At 54.9% G+C, this 20087-nt stretch carries 20 protein-coding genes and 1 tRNA gene; 17 read left to right on the top strand and 4 right to left on the bottom strand.

Annotation, left to right across the window (positions count from 1 at the left end; all coding sequences use genetic code 11):
• Positions 1–485 precede the first annotated feature (485 nt).
• From tssF to PI91_RS18790, 6 genes are all read left to right on the top strand, one after another.
• The gene (gene tssF, locus PI91_RS18815) at positions 486–2240 is read left to right on the top strand and encodes a type VI secretion system baseplate subunit TssF (protein ID WP_039266804.1); all 1755 of its coding nucleotides are present in this window, start codon (positions 486–488) and stop codon (positions 2238–2240) included.
• Positions 2204–3289 carry a type VI secretion system baseplate subunit TssG gene (gene tssG / locus PI91_RS18810; RefSeq protein WP_039266803.1) on the top strand — a complete coding sequence of 362 codons (1086 nt, stop codon included), beginning with the start codon at positions 2204–2206 and terminating at the stop codon, positions 3287–3289. Before tssF ends, tssG begins: the two co-directional genes overlap by 37 nt.
• Entirely contained in the window at positions 3267–3812 is a 546-nt protein-coding gene (gene tssJ / locus PI91_RS18805) for a type VI secretion system lipoprotein TssJ (RefSeq protein ID WP_039266802.1), read from the top strand. The genes tssG and tssJ overlap by 23 nt, the downstream gene beginning before the upstream one ends.
• On the top strand, positions 3812–4267 hold the full coding sequence (gene tssE, locus PI91_RS18800) for a type VI secretion system baseplate subunit TssE (RefSeq protein WP_025912749.1): 456 nt from the start codon (positions 3812–3814) through the stop codon (positions 4265–4267). The genes tssJ and tssE overlap by 1 nt, the downstream gene beginning before the upstream one ends.
• Positions 4268–4281: 14 nt before the next feature.
• Positions 4282–4752: a hypothetical protein gene (locus PI91_RS18795; RefSeq protein WP_025912748.1), complete on the top strand. Its 471-nt coding sequence runs from the start codon at positions 4282–4284 to the stop codon at positions 4750–4752.
• Positions 4753–4856: 104 nt separating this feature from the next.
• Positions 4857–6188, top strand: coding sequence for a VasL domain-containing protein (locus tag PI91_RS18790; protein WP_039266800.1), 1332 nt, complete (start codon positions 4857–4859; stop codon positions 6186–6188).
• Positions 6189–6228: 40 nt separating this feature from the next.
• Here PI91_RS18790 and PI91_RS18785 read toward each other — a convergent pair.
• Both PI91_RS18785 and PI91_RS18780 read right to left on the bottom strand, forming a co-directional pair.
• A tRNA-Arg gene (locus tag PI91_RS18785) sits at positions 6229–6300 on the bottom strand.
• Positions 6301–6375: 75 nt separating this feature from the next.
• Positions 6376–7305 carry a formate/nitrite transporter family protein gene (locus tag PI91_RS18780; RefSeq protein WP_039266798.1) on the bottom strand — a complete coding sequence of 310 codons (930 nt, stop codon included), beginning with the start codon at positions 7303–7305 and terminating at the stop codon, positions 6376–6378.
• A gap of 315 nt (positions 7306–7620) precedes the next feature.
• Between PI91_RS18780 and mlaA the strand changes: the two genes are divergently transcribed.
• Entirely contained in the window at positions 7621–8373 is a 753-nt protein-coding gene (mlaA, locus tag PI91_RS18775; RefSeq protein WP_008502619.1) for a phospholipid-binding lipoprotein MlaA, read from the top strand.
• A gap of 44 nt (positions 8374–8417) precedes the next feature.
• On the opposite strand, the gene fadL is transcribed toward mlaA, so the two are convergent.
• A complete protein-coding gene (gene fadL, locus PI91_RS18770; RefSeq protein WP_039266797.1) occupies positions 8418–9701 on the bottom strand; it encodes a long-chain fatty acid transporter FadL in 1284 nt (427 codons plus the stop codon).
• 372 nt (positions 9702–10073) lie between these two features.
• On the opposite strand from fadL, the gene PI91_RS18765 reads away from it, so the two are divergent.
• The 4 genes from PI91_RS18765 to sixA all read left to right on the top strand — a co-directional run bounded on the left by PI91_RS18765 (position 10074) and on the right by sixA (position 14789).
• Positions 10074–10358: a YfcZ/YiiS family protein gene (locus tag PI91_RS18765; protein ID WP_008502617.1), complete on the top strand. Its 285-nt coding sequence runs from the start codon at positions 10074–10076 to the stop codon at positions 10356–10358.
• 278 nt (positions 10359–10636) lie between these two features.
• Positions 10637–11947, top strand: coding sequence for an acetyl-CoA C-acyltransferase FadI (gene fadI, locus PI91_RS18760; protein WP_021241580.1), 1311 nt, complete (start codon positions 10637–10639; stop codon positions 11945–11947).
• Entirely contained in the window at positions 11947–14094 is a 2148-nt protein-coding gene (gene fadJ / locus PI91_RS18755; protein ID WP_039266796.1) for a fatty acid oxidation complex subunit alpha FadJ, read from the top strand. The genes fadI and fadJ overlap by 1 nt, the downstream gene beginning before the upstream one ends.
• Positions 14095–14303: 209 nt before the next feature.
• Entirely contained in the window at positions 14304–14789 is a 486-nt protein-coding gene (sixA, locus tag PI91_RS18750) for a phosphohistidine phosphatase SixA (RefSeq protein WP_014884683.1), read from the top strand.
• Between the two features lie 46 nt (positions 14790–14835).
• Here the strand turns inward: sixA and smrB are convergent, their stop codons facing one another.
• Positions 14836–15387: an endonuclease SmrB gene (smrB, locus tag PI91_RS18745; protein WP_039266795.1), complete on the bottom strand. Its 552-nt coding sequence runs from the start codon at positions 15385–15387 to the stop codon at positions 14836–14838.
• A gap of 145 nt (positions 15388–15532) precedes the next feature.
• Here smrB and prmB point away from each other — a divergent pair, with 145 nt between their 5' ends.
• The 6 genes from prmB to PI91_RS18715 are packed head-to-tail and all read left to right on the top strand — an operon-like array spanning position 15533 to position 20081.
• Positions 15533–16465: a 50S ribosomal protein L3 N(5)-glutamine methyltransferase gene (gene prmB / locus PI91_RS18740; protein ID WP_008502612.1), complete on the top strand. Its 933-nt coding sequence runs from the start codon at positions 15533–15535 to the stop codon at positions 16463–16465.
• Between the two features lie 60 nt (positions 16466–16525).
• Complete coding sequence (gene aroC, locus PI91_RS18735) at positions 16526–17611, top strand: chorismate synthase (protein WP_039266794.1); 1086 nt, start codon at positions 16526–16528, stop codon at positions 17609–17611.
• Positions 17612–17613: 2 nt separating this feature from the next.
• Entirely contained in the window at positions 17614–18438 is an 825-nt protein-coding gene (gene mepA / locus PI91_RS18730) for a penicillin-insensitive murein endopeptidase (protein ID WP_039266793.1), read from the top strand.
• Positions 18438–19247: a sulfite exporter TauE/SafE family protein gene (locus PI91_RS18725; RefSeq protein WP_021241577.1), complete on the top strand. Its 810-nt coding sequence runs from the start codon at positions 18438–18440 to the stop codon at positions 19245–19247. Before mepA ends, PI91_RS18725 begins: the two co-directional genes overlap by 1 nt.
• Complete coding sequence (locus PI91_RS18720; protein WP_008502608.1) at positions 19247–19792, top strand: elongation factor P hydroxylase; 546 nt, start codon at positions 19247–19249, stop codon at positions 19790–19792. The genes PI91_RS18725 and PI91_RS18720 overlap by 1 nt, the downstream gene beginning before the upstream one ends.
• Before the next feature lie 13 nt (positions 19793–19805).
• Positions 19806–20081 (top strand): YfcL family protein, encoded by a 276-nt coding sequence (locus PI91_RS18715; protein WP_008502607.1) that lies wholly within the window; start codon positions 19806–19808, stop codon positions 20079–20081.
• Positions 20082–20087 lie beyond the last annotated feature (6 nt).

The following is a 20087-nucleotide window of genomic DNA, read 5'->3' as shown; positions in this document are numbered from 1 at the left end:
AACCTTATTATTTGGTGTGTTTCGTCAATAGGCTCTTTGTGGTTCGCAATTGATGCATATAGTGAGTTATTTGGGTTTGGAAGTGACATTATATTTTCACCGACAGTTTCCGCTTTGCTAATGATTCCGATTATTCTGATATTTCCGTGTATGTATTGGTATTTGGCTATGCGGTACGGCGAGGAACATGCGGTTATTAAATGTAAAAAAACAAGCAGAGTGTTTATTGGTCTGGTAGGTGTTTTTATCGTCAGTTCTGTCATCTTTTCGTTTGCGTACACTTCGACTCTTGAGAGTAAAGGCTATGTGAAATGCACCGGCCGTCCTGATGGATGGATGCCGGGGATGGCCACTGAGTATGTACTACCACCATCGGAATGTGGGCAGCGTGGTAATTAATAAGATGTTCCTGTCCTCAGGAACATCATCAGCACATTTTATTCAGATAATACTATTCATTCGGCAATTATTGAGCAGAAATAAATATGGATGATTTAACCCTGCGTTATTACGACGCTGAAATGCGCTACCTGCTGGAAGCCGGTGAAGAGTTTGCCCGTGCTCACCCCGAGCAGGCAGCAATGCTCAACCTTGATAAAGCCGGAGCGCGCGACCCGTATGTTGAACGCCTGTTCGAGGGCTTTGCCTTCCTGATGGGGCGCTTGCGTGAAAAGCTCGATGACGACCTGCCTGAACTGACCGAAGGGCTGGTCAGCCTGCTGTGGCCGCATTATCTTCGTACCATTCCGTCGATGTCAGTGGTGGAGTTCACGCCTGACTGGCGCGAAATGAAAGAGTCGATGCGTATCGTCAAAGGCTTTGAGGTGAACTCAAGGCCGATCGGTGAGAAGGGCACGCGCTGTCGGTACACCACCACCAAAGAGATCACCCTCCTGCCGTTATCGCTGGAGCAAGCCCGCCTCTCCACTGACCCTGACGGGCGTTCGGTTATCAGCCTGCGCTTTAACTGCAGCCATCTTGCCGACTGGAGTCGTATCGATCTCAGCCAGATCCCGCTCTACTTCAACGCTGATGCACCGCTGGCCTGCGCCATGCATGAAGCTTTTACCATGAATACAGCGCGCCTCTGGCTGCGGATGCCGGGCGACATGGACAGAAGACCGCTCGACGGGTATTTCACCGCGCTGGGCTTTGGCGATGATGACGTCCTGTGGCCGAAGGGAAGCAGCAGCTTTAGCGGATATCAGCTGCTGCTCGAGTACTTCACCTTTCGTGAAAAATTCATGTTCACGGGACTGTGTGGGCTGGAGACAGTGGCCTTTCCGGCTGAGCTCCCCTGGTTTGAAATCGACGTGGTGCTGGCAGAACGCTGGGAGCATGATTTCAGCTTTACCGAAAAGCATCTGCGCCTGAACTGTGTGCCGGTGATCAACCTGTTCCCGCTGGAATCTGACCCGCTGACGCTAAACTCCCTGCAGACCGAATACATGCTGCGCCCGATGCGCGTGCAGGATGGCCATACCGAGATATATGCGGTGGATTCGGTGATGTCATCGAGCCAGCATACCTACGTGCCATTTTCAAGCTTCCGCCACAAGGGCGGAATGATGCGCCATGAAGCCCCGGAATATTACTACCACACCCGCGTGCGCCGTGGCCCGTCGGGGTTGCATAACACCTGGCTTATCCTCGGCGGGGAAGCGTTTGATAACCACACGGTGCCGGAGGATGAAAGCCTGTCGCTGACGCTAACCGGCACCAATGGCCAGCTACCTCGCAGAGCGTTGCAAAGTACCGTGCTCGATACAGTGATGAAAACCACTTCAGCCAGTATCGCCGTGCGTAACCTGTGTGCGCCGACGCTGCCCTGTTATCCCCCGGCACAGGATCGCTTTCAATGGCGTGTGCTGAGCCATCTCGGCAGCGGTTTCCTGTCGATGATGGATAATGCCGACGTGCTGCGCGGCACGCTGGCGCTGTACGAGTGGACTGACAGCGAGATGAACCGCCGTCGTCTGGAGGCGATTATCGATGTGAAGCACAGTGAAACGGAACGCTTTGAGCAGGGATATCTGGTGCGCGGGGTGCAGATTGAGGTGACGCTTGAGAGCAACGGCTTTGCCGGGCGCGGCGATATCTGTCTGTTCGGCGAGATGCTGAGCCGCTTCTTTGCACTGTACACCGATATCTATCTGTTTAACCGCCTGATTATTATTCTGCAACCGACCGGAGAGCGCCTGGAATGGGAAGAGAAGCACAACCGCCGCATTCCCGGCTGACCCCGCGGCTGGAGGCCGATCTTCACCGCATCAACTTTTATCGTTTATGCCAGCTACTGGAGAAGCGCCATCCGGACAGGCCGCTGATGGGCTCTACCAGCCATCCGGCGGATGACCCGGTACGCTTTGCGCCGCACCCTGGAATGGGGTTCCCGGCCAGTGAACTGAAGGCTGTCGAGTATGACGAGGATGATGACAGCAGACCACCGCTTATCCGCACGACCTTTATGGGGATGTACGGTGTTGATTCGCCTCTACCGACCGCCTATCTCGATGACATTTCCCAGCGCCGGGAAGGACATGAGGCGCTGCAGGGGTTTCTGGATATTTTCAGTCATCGCATCCTGACGCAGTTTTACCGCGTCTGGCGTAAATACTCGTATCCGGCCACGTTTGAGCCAGGGGGAACTGACTCCATTTCGCAGTCGCTGCTGGGTCTGGTGGGGCTGGGCATACCGGGCACCGCGAACCATATAGCCACGCCAGTGTCCCGCTTTCTGGCGCTACTGGGTGTGCTGCAGCAGCCGGGCAAAACTCAGGAAGGGATGCAGGCACTGGTGCGCCTGCTGGCCCCCGATACGACGGTGCAGGTGAGTCCGTATTGTCTCCGGCCTGTAGAGATTGACAGGCCGCTGGGTTTTTACGGTGACGAAGAGTTTCTGCTTGATGGCAATACGCCTCTGGGTGACGAAGCGATGGATGCCAGCAGTCAACTGCTGATTGCGCTCACGACGGATAACGAACAGGAAGCGCAGGGCTGGAAACCGGACGGTCTGTTGTATCAGGACTTTCTGGTGATGCTGCGGGTTTATCTCGGGTGGCGTTTTAAGGCAAAAATTACTCTGACCACCCGGACCTGCCTGCTGGCTGCGCCGCCGCTCGGTGAAGGTCGCTTCTGGCTGGGGATGAATGGCGTGCTGGGCGCGGAAGACGAATATCTCCTGGACGATATCCCGCAGACCTTCACGACGGAACTGGGCTATTACACCGGCCTGCAGCCCTCAACACCACAACAAGGAAACCGACGTGTTACGTACAAATTCAATTAAGACTTCGCGCTGGCTGCTACCGCTGCTGACATTCAGCCTGGCAGGCTGCGGGGTGACGCAGAGCGTCACCGATGGCACTAAATCGGCGTTTAACGCCGTGTTCTACAAAAAAATCAAGGTGCTGCACCTCGATTTCACCGCACGTGAGGCGCTGAACACCGACACCCGTGAAAGTAACTCGCTGTCTCAGCCGGTGGTGATAAGGGTTTATCAGCTCAAAGACCGCAAAACCTTTGATAAGACGGTGTATCAGCAGTTGCTTCAGGATGATAGCACCATTCTGAAAGACGACATGCTGGCCAGTCGTGATGTCGTGGTGAAACCGGGTGGCGATGCAAACCTTGATATGCCAATGGAAGAAAAGGCGCAGTTTGTCGCGGTGGTAGGGCTCTTCCGCCATCCGGATATGGACAACAACGCCTGGAAGCAGGTTATCAAACGCAGTGACCTGGATCCGGATAAACCACGTATCCTGGAAGCAGGTGATAACTCTCTGACGCTACAGCCGCTTAAGGAAGACTGATGCCCTACGGACATAACGCGCCTTCGCTATATGAAATGTTAACGGGAAATTTTACAGGCGGACTCAACCTTAGTCAGGTCAGTGAAGAAAATCAGGTCATCCTCTCGGTGCTGGATAACATGCAGCGCGTTCTCAACTGTCGTGCCGGTACGCTGTCGCATCTGCCAGACTACGGGCTGCCGGATATGACCAAAATTCTGCAAGGCATGCCGGGAACGGCCCATGAGCTGATGGGCACATTATCTGCCGTCCTGCTCAAGTATGAACCCCGCCTGAAAAAAATAACCGTTGTCCTGCTGGAACAGAACGTCCCCGGCGAACTGCGTTATGCCATTGACGCTGAACTTAAAGGGATTGGTCTGGTGCGCTACGGGACTGAGTTTATGCCCGAAGGACGGGTCCTGTTAAGGCATCTCAGGCAACAACAATATCTCGATACGACCCTCCGTATATAAGGTTTGATAACATCATGTCAGTAAAATCACAGTTCCTGAAAAAGTTGCAGGCACGACAACCTGCACCAGTTCCTGCCATCAGCAAGAGTCAGGCTGATATTGCAGAGTTTCGCCAGCGGATGGCTCAGCTTCAGGAGCAAATGGACGCGTGGCTGACGGATACGGGACTGAATGTGGAGCCACTGACCGTATCCGTTCCGGATCTGCTGGTGGAGGGCGGGGCTTTTGAGATTTCCGGTATCGTTTTGCGCTATGACAGCCGGGCGGTCAACTTTATGCCGATCTTTCTGTATGGACAGGGCGTCGCTGGTTGTGTCGAGGTGACTTTCTGTTCTGGGGACAAGGTGATTTCTCAAGGACGCCTGTTCATGCGGGTGGGGAGCGCAAATGGCTGGATCTTTACTCCCCCTGATACCTCATCCCGATCCGGACAACTATTTGATGAAGGTGTGTTTTTCGGTCTGATTTTAGCGCTGCTGCCATAGCGATAACATTCATTCCTTTAATGCGTCATTGCATTTTAAATCGCCAAATAGCCCTACAGATCAACTAACGAAATTAACCGAAACGGATATGCAGGCCCTCCAGGATGACCACACATATAACGTTAAAAACCGGCGGCGACCCGCGCACGCTGCCAGATTACGCCGCCCTCCGCGATGAACTCAGTAAGCTGACGCATCCTGCTCGCCCGGATGTGAACTGGCAATATGTCGAAAAACGCTGTCTCTCTCTGTTCGAACAGAACGGTGTGGAGTTGCAGACTGCAGCCTGGTACACCCTTGCCCGTATTCACCTGTCTGGATTAGCAGGCCTGAACGAAGGGCTGGCGATTCTGGAGGCACTGATTAGCCACCAGTGGGACGTTTTCTGGCCGAAGACGCTACACGCTCGTATGGAAATCCTTAGCGGCTTGAGCCAGCGCCTGCAGCAGCACATGCGTATGCTTCCACTCAACAAAAGCCATCTTAGTGAGCTTTATCGTGCTGAAGAATTGCTTACTCGACTGAGTGCGGTGCTACAGCGTCTTGAGCTGAAACACCTAAGCCAGTTCGATACGTTACGAACAATGATACGTTCGAATGCTGAACGGCTGGAAAGCAGTAATGACGCATCAGATCTGAATGCACTCATGATGCCCGATCGCGAAGTACCTCAGGAGAGGGCAGAGCCGTTTGACGAAGTGAAAAGGGTCTATGTTGTGCAACCGGAAAACCAGCCTAATGCGGAGGGTCTTACGACAGCGCGCGGGGCGGTCAGACCATGGAAGCCTTTTGTCGCCGGGATGTGTTCTATGCTGGCGATCTGCGTCGCCATAGCGTGGGGAGAGGGCTTTCTGTCCAGACCCGATCCCTTAACGACTCAGGCTATTGCCTCGTTGGCGCCGTTACCTGAAGTGCTTACACCTGTTCAGCAAGACGCGTTAGCACAGCAAGGTACTTTGCCGTCCACATTTATCACAGAAACGCAGCAGCAGCTTGCCCGACTGGATAAGCTGCCTCCTGACTGGAATATTTCCTACAGCCTTCAGCTGTTAGCGCAACTCCAGACATTGTGGCCGGGGGAGGCGAAATCGCTCACCTCACAGTGGCAGCAAAAATTTTACGCGGCAGCGTTGCCTGTCGACGCTATGAACAGTTGGTATGAGGGAATGATGAAGCTTCAGCAACTGAGCCATCGGCTGAGCAGTCTGGATGAGCAAAAAGGAAAATATATCACGGTGAGTGAGCTTAAATCGGTGGTTTTTTCGACTATACAGTCATTTAACCAAACAATACCGGCTGAAGAACAACTCAGACGCCTGTCACAGCATCCAGATGGAGATGCGCTTCCTGAAGCCGAAAAGACCCAACTGGAGTTGCGCCTAAGACAGCTTGCTGCGCGTTACGCTCAAATAAAACAGGATTCCTCTGCTCAGTGAATTCTGGCGATAGACAGGTGAATGCGCGTGAAGGTCAAAGTGTCCCCTGCAGGAATCGAACCTGCAACTAGCCCTTAGGAGGGGCTCGTTATATCCATTTAACTAAGGGGACGAGGCGGCACGAGTATAGCGTCATTTACACTTTGCGTTAAGCGCATCGCCGCCTGACTGCTCAAAGAGTCACCATTCAGGACGATTTTTTTGTCGATTTATCATCATTTTCCCGCGCTTTAAGCTCCGCTTTGCGTTTGTTCGACATGTCGTTACGGATTTGGGCATGGCTTAACAGCGCGAAGATAAACGTTCCGCCGCAGATGTTTCCTGCTAGTGTCGGTAAGGCGAACGGCCAGAAAAAGTCGCTCCAGTGAAGCGTACCGTTAAAGACCAGATACAGTATTTCTACGGTACCGACCACAATATGCGTGGTGTCAGCCAGCGCAATCAGCCAGGTCATCAATATAATCACCACAATTTTGGCGCTCCCTGCTGAAGGAAACATCCAGACCATCGTGGCGATGATCCAGCCGGAGATGATGGCATTCGAGAACATCTCGATCGGGGTGTTTTTCATCACATCCATGCCGATTTTTACAAATGCATCCCGGGTGGGTTCATCAAAGATCGGCATGTACTCAAACGCCCAGGCCGCGATGCCCGTGCCGATGATATTACCCAGCAGGACGACGCTCCACAGACGCATCAATAAACCGAAATTGCCGAGGGTAGGGTTTTGCATCACCGGCAGAACGGCGGTCACCGTGTTTTCGGTAAACAGCTGCTGGCGGGCCATGATGACAATCACAAAGCCGAAGGTATAGCCGAGATTCTCGAGTAAAAAACCGCCCGGCACACCTTCCAGCTGAACATGAAATATCCCTTTGGCGAGCAGAGAGGCGCCCATTGAGAGCCCTGCGGCGATAGCTGACCAGAAGAGGGCCATGGCATCGCGCTCCATCTCTTTTTCACCGTCCTGGCGGATATGCTCATGGATGGCCATCGCGCGGGAAGGGAGGCGATCTTCATCAATTTCTATTTTCTCGCCACGCGCTTTCTCCTCGCTTTCAATTTCAAGTTCCTCATCGCTCTCGCCAATTTTTTCTTCGCCCATTTCTTTCATATCTGCTCCCGGAGGTTGATCTTTCTGTTAAGCGTAGCGGCTTTTATCGGGATGCCTGTGGGGATGCTCTTAAATTGGCGGCAATGACAACAAAGGTGATACATCTCTTTCAAAGACATTATAAAATTGCCAGCGAAACGAATTCCAAAAGCCAGGCTATGCTGAGATCAGAGTCACGGTGATTACTGCCCGTAATTGTGCTCATAGACATCGGTAAACGTGCTGTTACAATCGCTTGCACGTTTACAGACGGAGCATCAACGGCTCCGTTACGGATGGCAATCAACGATAGCCATACTGAACAGGGAGATATTTATGAAACTTCGGCTGTCGGCGCTTGCGCTTGGCGCGACGATGCTTGTGGGCTGCGCCAGCTCCGGGGAGCAAACGGGACGCTCCGATCCTCTCGAAGGATTTAACCGCTCCATGTATAACTTCAACTACAACGTGCTGGACCCGTATGTGGTTCGCCCGGTGGCAGTGGCATGGCGCGATTATGTTCCCCAGCCCGCGCGTAACGGGTTAAGTAACTTTACCAGCAACCTCGAAGAGCCTGCGGTAATGGTGAACTACTTCCTGCAGGGCGATCCGTATCAGGGGATGGTGCACTTTACCCGCTTCTTCCTGAACTCCATTCTGGGGATGGGCGGCTTTATTGACGTGGCAGGCATGGCGAACCCGAAACTGCAGCGTGAGCAGCCGCACCGTTTCGGCAGCACAATGGGACATTATGGCGTCGGGTACGGTCCGTACATGCAATTACCGTTCTACGGTAGTTTCACCCTTCGTGATGACGGCGGCGATATGGTTGATACGCTGTATCCGGTTCTGTCGTGGCTGACCTGGCCGCTGTCGGTGGGTAAATGGACGGTGGAAGGGATTGAAACTCGTGCGCAACTGCTCGACTCTGATGGCTTACTGCGCCAGTCTTCTGACCCGTATATTATGGTGCGAGAAGCGTACTTCCAGAATCATGACTTTATTGCCAACGGCGGTAAGCTGAAGCCGGAAGAGAATCCAAACGCGAAGGCGATCGAGAACGAACTAAAAGATATCGATTCGGAGTAAATAAAAAAGGTGAGCAATGCTCACCTTTTTCAATTCCTGCGCGATTAGAACGCGTAGTTGAAGTTCGTACCGAACAGCCAGGCTTTACCTTCAGAGGTAAACTCGTAAGGGCCTTCCTGGAACGTCACTTTCTGACCGTGCATATAAGATACGCCCGCATCGATAGATGCATTCTCGTTGAACGCATAAGTCGCGCCTGCACTTATCCAGAAGCGGTCCTGATCCGGAATGGAAATGGAACGCTTGTCTGCCGGAACCGGGCTGTCGTCAAATGCGATACCGGAGCGGAAAGTCCAGTTTTTATCGTAGTAGTAGGTGGTACCCAACGCAATACGATAAGCGTCGTGGAAGCTTTCTTCCTTATAGAATAGCGTTTGACCATTGCTTCCGGTCGCTTTCAGCTCCTGGAACTGGCTCCAGCTGGTATAGGCCAGGCTGTAGTGGATCGCCCATTGCGGTGCAACGCGGTTATAACCGGAGACTTCCCACATTTCTGGCAAATGCAGTGACAGCGAACCTGGAACGGTCTGGTTTGACGTTCCCCAAGGAATGGTGGTACCCGCACCAGGAACCACGTTGTTCACAGGCTTCAGGATGCCGCTCTTGTAATCGCCGTCGAAGTCAATTTTCACTTCGGAGCGATAGGTCAGGCCCCAACGGTTGTTTTTGTCCAGCTCGTACAGGATACCGGCGTTCCAGCCATAGCCCCACTCATCACCTTCAAGGCTGGCAATTTTATTGCTGTTTTTTGGCAGGCGAGCAGTTTGCTCCCCGGAGTAACGTTCAATTTTGGCATCGGCGTAGACGGCATCAAAGCCCAGACCAAAGCTCCAGTTGTCGTTCAGGCGATAAGCACCACTCAGGTTCAGGTTCAGCGTAGTAAGGTCTGTTTTACCGCCGTATTCACCAGCCGGATAGTTGCTATTGAACTCGGTAGCAAGGCCGTAGTTAGAGGTTACGGATGCTCCCCAGCCAAACTGTTCATTGATAGGCGCAACGAAGTGCAGGTTAGGGACCCATGCTGTTGGGGCAATATTGTCCGCTTTAAGGCTCGCACCCGTGTAAGGCGACTTGCCAGAAATGTTGACATCAGGATCGATATAAACAGCACCGGCAGAGAAGGTCGGGCGATCAAACATCATGATCAATGCGGGGTTACGACTTGCGTTACCCGCATCATCAGCAATAGCGCCTTCCCCTGAATACGCGCGGCCAAGGCCAGAGGAAGAAAATTCGTTTAACTGAAAGCCCGCTGACCATGCGGAAGTGGAGACGAGTGCCACTGCGACTGCCAGCGCAGTCTTGTTGAACAGGGTTTTCTGGCTCATGACCATAACCTCATTGAGTTATTTTTATTCAATAATTGTTACATACCGTAACAGGAGCGCGAAGTGTAGGGTCTGAGGTATGACAGACAAATCAGACCAGTGGCCAGAGTATAGGTCCGACCAGCCTGAATGTTGCAAGTTTGTTTATTAATATTTTCAAACATGTTTCGTGAAACGAGATCTGGTTGGCAAAATTGTGACCATCGCGACTCACCCAAAAGGGTGGTTTTTGTTTTAGATCATTTTTTAGTGTGATATTGGTCACTTATCCGATTTTGCGCCATTAACGGCTGGAGAGAGCCCGCGCAGGGGCGTAAAATATCAGCATCGTGTTTATCTCGCGCGCTGCGCGAATACAGAGGAAATTGAGCTATGAGTAAATGCAGTGCTGATGAAACCCCGGTTTGCTGCTGTATGGATGTTGGCACCATCATGGACAACTCCGATTGCACCGCGTCTTACAGCCGTGTGTTCACCAACCGCGCCGAAGCGGAAGAGACCCTGGCCGCGCTGAGCAAGCGTGCGCGTGATGTTGAATCCGAGCCGTGTGAAATCAAGTCGACCTTTACCGAAGTGGAAGGCGGCGTGAAGCTGGACATCGACTTTGTTTTTGCCTGTGAAGCTGAAACGCTGATTTTCCAGCTGGGTCTGCGTTAATTTCTGCGGCCTGATGCCCTCACCCCGACCCTCTCCCACGGGAGAGGGCGCAAGCATTAAAAACGGTAACCTACGGGTTACCGTTTTGCTTTTACCTTGCGCACCCGGCAACATACCGCACAAATGCCCCTGCCATGCAGGGGCATTTTCTTTTTCTTCTCTGTGTTTTAGCTCGCACTTTTTCGTTTCCCCGATTGGCTGAATGTAAAAAAATGGTTAAGACTATTATCAGGTCAGACCACTTAGTGTTTGCGAATATTTTTTTACAGGGGAGTGTTATGAGTCAGGCATTACCGCTTATTACCCGTCAGGGCGATCGCATTGCCATAGTCAGTGGATTGCGCACGCCATTTGCGCGTCAGGCAACGGCGTTTCATGGCATACCGGCCGTCGACCTGGGGAAAATGGTAGTGGGGGAGATGCTGGCTCGCAGCGAAATTCCGCCGGAGGTCATCGAACAGCTGGTATTCGGCCAGGTCGTGCAGATGCCTGAAGCCCCCAACATTGCGCGGGAAATCGTCCTCGGTACCGGGATGAATGTTCATACCGATGCCTACAGCGTCAGCCGCGCCTGCGCAACCAGCTTCCAGGCCGTGGCTAACGTCGCCGAAAGCCTGATGGCGGGCACCATTCGCGCCGGGATAGCGGGGGGAGCGGACTCCTCTTCGGTACTGCCAATTGGGGTCAGTAAAAAGCTGGCGCGCATCCTGGTGGATGCCAACAAAGCCCGTACGACGGGTCAGAAACTCAAACTCTTCTCGCGTTTACGTCTGCGCGACCTGATGCCTGTACCTCCTGCCGTCGCGGAATACTCCACCGGCCTGCGCATGGGCGACACCGCCGAGCAGATGGCCAAAACCTACGGCATTACTCGTGAACAGCAGGATGCGCTGGCGCATCGTTCACATCAGCTTGCGGCAAAAGCCTGGTCGGAAGGCAAGCTGACCGATGAGGTCATGACCGCCTATATTCCGCCCTATCGCGAACCGCTTGCGGAAGATAACAATATTCGTGGCACGTCAACGCTGGCGGATTACGCCAAACTGCGCCCGGCGTTTGACCGCAAGCACGGCACCGTGACGGCAGCGAACAGTACGCCGCTGACGGACGGGGCTGCCGCCGTGATCCTGATGACCGAATCCCGTGCAAAAGAGCTGGGCATTACTCCCCTGGGCTATTTACGCAGCTACGCCTTCACCGCCATTGACGTCTGGCAGGACATGCTGTTGGGTCCGGCATGGTCCACGCCGCTGGCGCTGGATCGCGCGGGGCTGACGCTGGCTGATTTAACCCTGATTGATATGCACGAAGCGTTTGCCGCGCAAACCCTGGCAAACGTCCAGCTGCTGGCAAGCGAGCGTTTCGCACGTGATGTGCTGGGCCGCGCGCATGCCACGGGTGAAGTGGATCAGAGTAAATTCAACGTGCTGGGTGGCTCTATCGCCTACGGTCATCCGTTTGCCGCTACAGGGGCGAGGATGATCACGCAAACATTACATGAACTCCGTCGCCGTGGCGGTGGGTTTGGCCTTGTTACCGCCTGTGCGGCGGGCGGCCTTGGCGCAGCAATGGTTCTGGAGGCTGAATAATGGATATGCCATCTGCATTTAATCTGACGGTTCGCCTCGATAACGTGGCCGTTATCACTATTGATGTGCCTGATGAAAAGATGAATACCCTGAAGGCCGAATTTGGCGTTCAGGTGCGCGCGATGCTAAAGCAGATCCGCGAGAACAAAGCCATTCGCGGCCTGGTGTTTATCTCTGCCAAACCCGACAACTTTATCGCCGGGGCGGATATCAACATGATTGCCCGGGCGCAAAGCGCGCTGGAAGCCGAAGAGCTGGCGCGTCAGGGCCAGCAGGTGATGTCGGAGATCAACAGTCTCCCAATCCCGGTCATCGCAGCGATCCACGGTGCGTGTCTGGGTGGTGGGCTGGAGCTGGCGCTGGCCTGCCACAGCCGCATCTGTACTGACGATGCGAAAACCATTCTGGGCCTGCCGGAAGTGCAGCTGGGCCTGCTGCCAGGTTCTGGCGGAACGCAGCGTCTGCCGCGGCTGGTGGGCGTCAGCACGGCGCTGGAGATGATCTTAACCGGTAAACAGCTGCGTGCCCGTCAGGCGCTGAAAGCCGGTCTGGTCGATGACGTCGTGCCGCAGTCCATTTTGCTGGAGGCCGCCGTTGAGCTTGCGCTGAAAGGGCGTCAGGCAAAACGTCCTCTGCCGGTTCGCGAGCGCGTGCTGGCCGGTCCGCTGGGGAGAACGCTCCTGTTCAATATGGTGGGCAAAAAGACCGAACAAAAAACCAAAGGCAATTACCCGGCGGCAAAGCGGATCCTCGACGTGATCGAAACCGGGCTGTCGCAGGGCAGCAGCAGCGGCTATGCCGCGGAGGCCAAAGCCTTTGGTGAACTGGCGATGACGCCGCAGTCACAGGCATTGCGCAGCATCTTCTTCGCCAGCACTGACGTCAAAAAAGATCCCGGCAGCAAGGCGGAGCCTGCGCCTCTGCGTGCCATTGGCGTACTGGGTGGGGGGCTCATGGGCGGCGGTATCGCTTTTGTTACCGCCAGCAAAGGCAAATTGCCGGTACGCATCAAAGACATTAACCCTAAGGGAATCAACCACGCGCTGCAGTACAGCTGGCAGAACCTTGATCAAAAGGTCAAACGCCGCCATATCAAGGCAAGCGAGCGTGATAAAACCCTGGCGACGATCTCCGGTACGACGGATTACAGCGGTTTTGCGCACCGCGATCTGGTGATTGAAGCCGTGTTTGAGGATCTGGCCCTTAAGCAGCAGATGGTGGCAGACGTTGAGCAACATTGCGCCCCGCATACCATTTTTGCCTCCAACACGTCGTCATTACCGATTGGCGATATCGCGGCGAAAGCCGCGCGTCCGGAGCAGGTGATCGGGCTGCACTTCTTTAGCCCGGTAGAAAAAATGCCGCTGGTGGAAGTTATTCCACACGCGACCACCAGTCCGCAAACCATCGCCACGGTAGTCAAACTTGCGAAGAAGCAGGGTAAAACGCCGATCGTGGTCGCAGATAAAGCCGGCTTCTACGTCAACCGTATTCTGGCGCCCTATATTAATGAAGCCATGCGGCTGCTGACGGAAGGCGAGAAGATCGAACACGTCGACGAGGCGCTGGTAAAGTTTGGTTTCCCCGTTGGCCCAATCCAACTTTTGGATGAGGTGGGAATAGACACCGGCACTAAAATTATACCTGTGCTGGAGGCAGCTTATGGCGATCGTTTTAGCCCGCCTGCAAACATTGTTTCTGCAATTTTGAAGGACGATCGCAAAGGCAGAAAAAATGAACGCGGTTTCTATCTTTACGGCGCGAAAGGGCGTAAAAGCAAGAAACAGGTCGACCCTTCGGTTTATGGGCTTATTTCGACCACCGGTCAGGGAAAACTGTCTGCCGTTCAGTGCGCTGAACGTTGCGTGATGATGATGCTCAATGAAGCGGCGCGCTGCTTTGGTGAGCAGGTGATCAAGAGCGCACGCGATGGCGACATCGGCGCGGTATTTGGTATTGGTTTTCCGCCGTTCCTTGGCGGCCCGTTCCGCTACATGGATACACTCGGCGCGGGTGAAGTGGTTGCCATTTTGCAACGTCTGGCCTCGCAATATGGCCCACGGTTTACACCGTGTGACGAATTATTGCAGATGGCGGAACGGGGCCAGACATTTTGGCCTGCACGGGAAACTGATTTCGTAAACTGAAGTCAAAGAAGGGTAAATCCTGAGGTGAATGAACCTGTTCTGGCGATTTTGTAAACAGAGATTGACTATACTTACGCCATTGAGGTAAAAAACAGCGTTTCATTCATCGAATGGATCAGGCACAATGCCCGGCCATCGGGTTTTCTACCTCTTAGCATTTATCGCGGGTAGTTAACGCCGGTGATTCTGGTTAACAAAAGCGGTGCAATATGCAAGTTTTCATCATGCGTCACGGCGACGCGGCACTCGATGCCGCCAGTGACTCAGTACGTCCTTTAACCGTCTGTGGCTGCGACGAATCCCGTCTGATGGCAACCTGGCTTAAAGGTCAAAAAGTGGACATTGAACGCGTTCTTGTGAGTCCGTTCCTGCGTGCAGAACAGACGCTGGATGTGGTAGGGGAGTGTATGAACCTGCCGTCCAGTGTGGATGTTCTCCCCGAACTGACACCATGCGGTGATGTCGGCCTTGTCAGCGCTTATCTTCAGGCGCTGTGCAATGAAGGTGTCGCTTCCGCACTGGTCATTTCCCACCTGCCGCTGGTCGGCTATCTGGTATCTGAGCTGTGCCCGGGCGAAACGCCGCCTATGTTCACCACTTCCGCGATTGCCAACGTCACCCTCGACGAAACCGGCAAAGGGGTCTTCAACTGGCAAATGAGCCCGTGCAACCTGAAGATGGCAAAAGCGATCTGACGTGACGTGTGACAGGGCGGGGTGCTATATCTTTCCCGCCCCTCTTTCAGGGCAACTCTGGCGGCTGCCACTCCTCAACTTCAATCAACACCAGCAAGGCGGCATCTCCGCCGTACTCTTTCGGTGCCTGATGAAACGCCATTACGTGTGGGTGCTGAGCCAGCCACAGCGGCGTCTGTTGCTTGAGGATATGTTTCCCGTGGCCATGCATCACGCAGGCGCAAAAAACATGTTCGCGGCGACAGGCGGCAATCAACGCCCCCAGCTCCTGTTTCGCCTGCATTTGCGTTAAGCCGTGCAGATCCAGAAACAGCTCCGGCGAATAATCTCCCCGGCGTAACTTTTTCAGTTCGAAATGGCTGACGTCCCCGCGCACGTATTTCACCGCGCCCTGGGTATTAAGCAGCGGCTGAAACTCGTCTGAAAAGTAGTGGCTGTTATCGGCCTGCTCCTGCAGCATCCGTTTGACCGGGACTTCGCTGATTTTTTTACGCTGCGGGCGATGAACAATCGTGTCCTGCGCGATTTTCCGCGTCCCGGTCATCAGCTGTCGGAAGAGCGCCTGATCCTCCTCGCTGAGCGATGTTTTCTTTTTCATTCGTCATTCTCATCTCGTATTTCCGATAGTGTACCCGACTAAACGCATTTTTTAACCTCAAGCGGTACGCGTCATTGCTGATTTATCGCCGTCTTCATGGCAAACTAGCCGCCGAAAATTATGCGAGCATGCCCTGGAGGAAAGAGTGGATAAAATATTTGTCGATGAAGCAGTAAACGAGCTGCATACCATACAGGACATGTTGCGCTGGTCGGTTAGCCGCTTCAGCGCCGCCAATATCTGGTACGGACACGGTACCGACAACCCGTGGGATGAAGCCGTGCAGCTGGTGCTGCCGTCCCTCTACCTGCCGCTGGATATTCCGGAAGACATGCGCACCGCGCGCCTGACCTCCAGCGAAAAACACCGCATCGTTGAGCGCGTGATCCGTCGCGTCAACGAACGCATTCCGGTCGCCTACCTGACCAACAAAGCCTGGTTCTGCGGCCACGAGTTCTATGTCGATGAACGCGTGCTGGTGCCGCGCTCGCCGATTGGTGAGCTGATTAACAACCACTTTGAAGGCCTGATCGGCCATCAGCCGCAGCACATTCTGGATATGTGTACCGGGAGCGGTTGTATCGCCATTGCCTGCGCTTACGCCTTCCCGGAAGCGGAAGTGGACGCGGTTGATATCTCCACCGACGCGCTGGCCGTGACCGAGCACAATATTGAAGAGCACGGTCTGATCCATCACGTTACGCCAATTCGCTCCGATCTGTTCCGCGATCTGCCGACGCTGCAGTACGATCTGATCGTCACTAACCCGCCGTACGTCGATGCGGAAGACATGTCCGATCTGCCGAACGAATACCGCCACGAGCCGGAGCTGGGTCTGGCGTCAGGCTCTGACGGCCTGAAGCTGACCCGCCGCATTCTGGCCTGCGCGCCGGATTATCTGACCGACGACGGCGTTCTGATTTGTGAAGTGGGCAACAGCATGGTACATCTGATAGAGCAGTATCCGGATGTGCCGTTCACCTGGCTTGAGTTCGACAACGGCGGTGACGGCGTCTTTATGCTGACCAAAGCGCAGCTGCTCGACGCGCGCGAACACTTCAGCATCTATAAAGATTAATCCAGCGGGCTTCGGCCCGTTTCACAACGCTCAAACACAAACAACAACATCGGAGCCGTGATGGCAGGAAACAGTATTGGACAGGTATTCCGCGTGACCACCTTTGGCGAGTCGCACGGGCTGGCGCTGGGCTGTATCGTTGATGGCGTACCGCCAGGCATCGAACTGACCGAAGCCGATTTGCAGCACGACCTCGACCGTCGTCGTCCGGGCACCTCTCGCTACACCACGCAGCGTCGCGAGCCGGACCAGGTCAAAATTCTCTCCGGCGTCTTTGAAGGACGCACTACAGGCACCAGCATTGGTCTGCTGATTGAAAACACCGATCAGCGCTCTCAGGACTACAGCGCCATCAAAGACGTGTTCCGTCCGGGCCATGCCGACTACACCTACGAACAAAAGTACGGCTTTCGCGACTATCGCGGCGGCGGGCGTTCTTCTGCGCGTGAAACCGCGATGCGCGTGGCGGCTGGCGCCATTGCTAAGAAATACCTGCAGCAAAAATTTGGCATCGTGATCCGCGGCTGTCTGACCCAGATGGGCGACATTCCGCTGGCGATCAAAGACTGGGATCAGGTCGAGCAAAACCCGTTCTTCTGTGCGGATGCCGACAAGCTGGATGCGCTGGACGAACTGATGCGCGGTCTGAAAAAAGAGGGAGACTCCATCGGGGCGAAAGTCACCGTCGTGGCCGACGGCGTCCCGCCAGGCTGGGGCGAGCCGGTATTTGACCGTCTCGATGCCGACATCGCGCACGCCCTGATGAGCATCAACGCGGTAAAGGGCGTTGAGATTGGCGACGGTTTTGACGTGGTATCCCTGCGCGGCAGCCAGAATCGCGACGAAATCACGAAAGCGGGCTTCCAGAGCAACCACGCGGGCGGCATTCTGGGCGGGATCAGCAGCGGGCAGCAGATTATTGCCAATATCGCGCTGAAACCAACTTCAAGCATTACCGTGCCGGGCCACACGATTAACCGCGATGGCGAAGAAGTTGAGATGATCACTAAAGGACGTCACGATCCGTGCGTAGGGATCCGCGCGGTGCCGATCGCAGAAGCGATGCTGGCGATCGTGCTGATGGATCACTTCCTGCGTCAGCGCGCGCAGAATGCGGATGTGACGACCACCATTCCACGCTGGTAAACATGAAAAAAACCGCAATTGCTCTGCTGGCGCTGCTTGCCAGTGGAGCCAGTCTGGCCGCCACGCCGTGGCAAAAAATCACCCATCCGGTGGCGGGGAGCGCGCAGTCCATCGGCGCCTTTTCTAACGGCTGTATCGTGGGGGCTCAGGAACTTCCGCTGCAATCGGATACCTATCAGGTGATGCGTACCGACCAGCGTCGTTACTTCGGCCACCCGGATCTGGTGCTGTTCATCCAGCGGCTGGGAAACCAGGTGCATAATCTGGGGCTGGGCACGATGCTGATCGGCGATATGGGGATGCCTGCGGGCGGGCGTTTTAACGGTGGACACGCCAGTCACCAGACCGGACTGGATGTCGATATCTTCCTGCAGCTGCCTAAAGCGCGCTGGAGTTCAGCCCAGTTGCTGAAACCGCAGGCGCTGGATCTGGTGTCGAGCGACGGTAAGCGCGTTGTGCCCTCACTGTGGACGCCGGATATCTTCAGCCTGATTAAGCTGGCGGCAAAAGATAACGACGTCACGCGGATCTTCGTCAACCCGGCTATCAAGCAACAGCTCTGCCTCGATGAGGGAACCGATCGCGACTGGTTGCGCAAAGTGCGCCCGTGGTTCCAGCATCATGCGCACATGCACGTTCGTCTGCGCTGCCCGGCGAACAGCCTGGAATGCGAAGATCAGCCGCTACCGCCGCCAGGCGATGGTTGTGGTGCGGAACTGCAAAGCTGGTTTGAACCGGCAAAACCTGGAACCTCTAAGCCTGAGAAGAAGACACCGCCTCCGTTGCCGCCTTCCTGCCAGGCGCTACTGGATGAGCATGTACTTTAATGGATAATTTCGTCGATCTGTTTATGGTGTCACCGCTGCTGCTGGTGGTGTTGTTCTTTGTGGCTATGCTGGCCGGTTTTATTGATGCCCTTGCGGGCGGCGGCGGGCTATTAACCGTACCCGCGCTGCTGGCGGCGGGCATGAGCCCGGCGCAGGCGCTTGCCACCAACAAGCTACAGGCCTGCGGCGGCTCGCTTTCGGCGTCGCTCTATTTTATCCGCCGCAAGGTGGTGAACCTGGCCGACCAGAAGCTCAATATCCTGATGACCTTTATCGGTTCCACGTCGGGCGCGCTGCTGGTTCAGCACGTGCAGTCGGATATTTTGCGCCAGATCCTGCCGGTTCTGGTCATCTGCATCGGGCTTTATTTCCTGCTGATGCCGAAGCTCGGCGAGGAAGACCGTCAGCGTCGTCTGCACGGCCTGCCGTTTGCGCTGATTGCCGGGGGCTGCGTCGGTTTTTACGACGGTTTCTTCGGCCCGGGGGCAGGCTCGTTTTACGCGCTGGCGTTCGTGACGCTGGCCGGGTTTAACCTCGCCAAGTCGACCGCCCATGCCAAAGTGCTCAACGCGACCTCGAACGTCGGCGGCCTGCTGCTGTTTATCATTGGCGGCAAGGTTATCTGGGCAACCGGGTTTGTGATGATGGCAGGGCAGTTCCTGGGCGCGCGCGCAGGCTCGCGTCTTGTATTAAGCAAAGGGCAAAAGCTGATCCGTCCGATGATCGTTATCGTCTCGGCGGTGATGAGCGCCAAACTTCTTTATGACAGCCATGGACAGGAGATCCTCACCTGGTTGGGGATGCACTAATGAACAGTACGCATAAATATGAACAGCTGATTGAGATCTTTGACGGCTGTTTTGCTGACGATTTTAATACCCGTCTGATTAAAGGCGACGACGAACCGATCTATCTTCCTGCTGATGACGAGGTTCCGTATAACCGCATCGTCTTTGCCCACGGCTTTTACGCCAGCGGTTTGCACGAAATTTCGCACTGGTGCATCGCCGGAAAAGCGCGTCGCGAACTGGTGGACTTCGGTTACTGGTATTGCCCGGACGGGCGAGACGCCGCGACGCAGGGGCAGTTTGAGGATGTGGAAGTGAAGCCGCAGGCGCTGGAATGGCTGTTCTGCGTGGCGGCGGGTTTCCCGTTCAACGTCAGCTGCGACAACCTCGAAGGCGACTTCGAGCCAGACCGTATTGTCTTCCAGCGCCGCGTGCATGCGCAGGTGATGGAATACCTTGAGAAAGGCATCCCGGCACGTCCGGCGCGCCTGATCGAGGCCTTACAGAATTATTACCACACGCCGGCGATTGCGGCGGAAAGCTTCCCTTGGCCGGAAGATCTTTAACAGAGGAAAGAAGATGATCGCAGAATTTGAATCACGCATTCTGGCGTTAATTGATGACATGGTGGAACACGCCAGCGATGATGAGCTGTTCGCCAGCGGTTATCTGCGTGGTCACCTGACGCTCGCTGTAGCCGAGCTGGAAGCAGGTGACGATCACTCTGCCGACGCTGTTCATGAGGAAGTGACCCGCAGTCTGGAGAAAGCCATTCAGGCCGGGGAGCTCTCTCCGCGCGACCAGTCACTGGTGCTGGGTATGTGGGACAACCTGTTCCAGCAGGCTAAACGCTAAGTCATT

Source organism: Enterobacter sp. FB, from assembly GCF_000805795.1.
GTDB lineage: Bacteria > Pseudomonadota > Gammaproteobacteria > Enterobacterales > Enterobacteriaceae > Enterobacter > Enterobacter roggenkampii.
This window is presented reverse-complemented; position numbering and strand designations above follow the sequence as displayed.

Bases quoted from the DNA above. Each gene is read 5' to 3' on its own strand.
- tssF (WP_039266804.1), top strand. From the start codon at position 486: ATGGATGATTTAACCCTGCGTTATTACGACGCTGAAATGCGCTACCTG.
- tssG (WP_039266803.1), top strand. From the start codon at position 2,204: ATGGGAAGAGAAGCACAACCGCCGCATTCCCGGCTGACCCCGCGGCTG.
- tssE (WP_025912749.1), top strand. From the start codon at position 3,812: ATGCCCTACGGACATAACGCGCCTTCGCTATATGAAATGTTAACGGGA.
- PI91_RS18795 (WP_025912748.1), top strand. From the start codon at position 4,282: ATGTCAGTAAAATCACAGTTCCTGAAAAAGTTGCAGGCACGACAACCT.
- PI91_RS18790 (WP_039266800.1), top strand. From the start codon at position 4,857: ATGACCACACATATAACGTTAAAAACCGGCGGCGACCCGCGCACGCTG.
- PI91_RS18780 (WP_039266798.1), bottom strand. From the start codon at position 7,305: ATGAAAGAAATGGGCGAAGAAAAAATTGGCGAGAGCGATGAGGAACTT.
- mlaA (WP_008502619.1), top strand. From the start codon at position 7,621: ATGAAACTTCGGCTGTCGGCGCTTGCGCTTGGCGCGACGATGCTTGTG.
- fadL (WP_039266797.1), bottom strand. From the start codon at position 9,701: ATGAGCCAGAAAACCCTGTTCAACAAGACTGCGCTGGCAGTCGCAGTG.
- PI91_RS18765 (WP_008502617.1), top strand. From the start codon at position 10,074: ATGAGTAAATGCAGTGCTGATGAAACCCCGGTTTGCTGCTGTATGGAT.
- fadI (WP_021241580.1), top strand. From the start codon at position 10,637: ATGAGTCAGGCATTACCGCTTATTACCCGTCAGGGCGATCGCATTGCC.
- fadJ (WP_039266796.1), top strand. From the start codon at position 11,947: ATGGATATGCCATCTGCATTTAATCTGACGGTTCGCCTCGATAACGTG.
- sixA (WP_014884683.1), top strand. From the start codon at position 14,304: ATGCAAGTTTTCATCATGCGTCACGGCGACGCGGCACTCGATGCCGCC.
- smrB (WP_039266795.1), bottom strand. From the start codon at position 15,387: ATGAAAAAGAAAACATCGCTCAGCGAGGAGGATCAGGCGCTCTTCCGA.
- aroC (WP_039266794.1), top strand. From the start codon at position 16,526: ATGGCAGGAAACAGTATTGGACAGGTATTCCGCGTGACCACCTTTGGC.
- mepA (WP_039266793.1), top strand. From the start codon at position 17,614: ATGAAAAAAACCGCAATTGCTCTGCTGGCGCTGCTTGCCAGTGGAGCC.
- PI91_RS18725 (WP_021241577.1), top strand. From the start codon at position 18,438: ATGGATAATTTCGTCGATCTGTTTATGGTGTCACCGCTGCTGCTGGTG.
- PI91_RS18720 (WP_008502608.1), top strand. From the start codon at position 19,247: ATGAACAGTACGCATAAATATGAACAGCTGATTGAGATCTTTGACGGC.
- PI91_RS18715 (WP_008502607.1), top strand. From the start codon at position 19,806: ATGATCGCAGAATTTGAATCACGCATTCTGGCGTTAATTGATGACATG.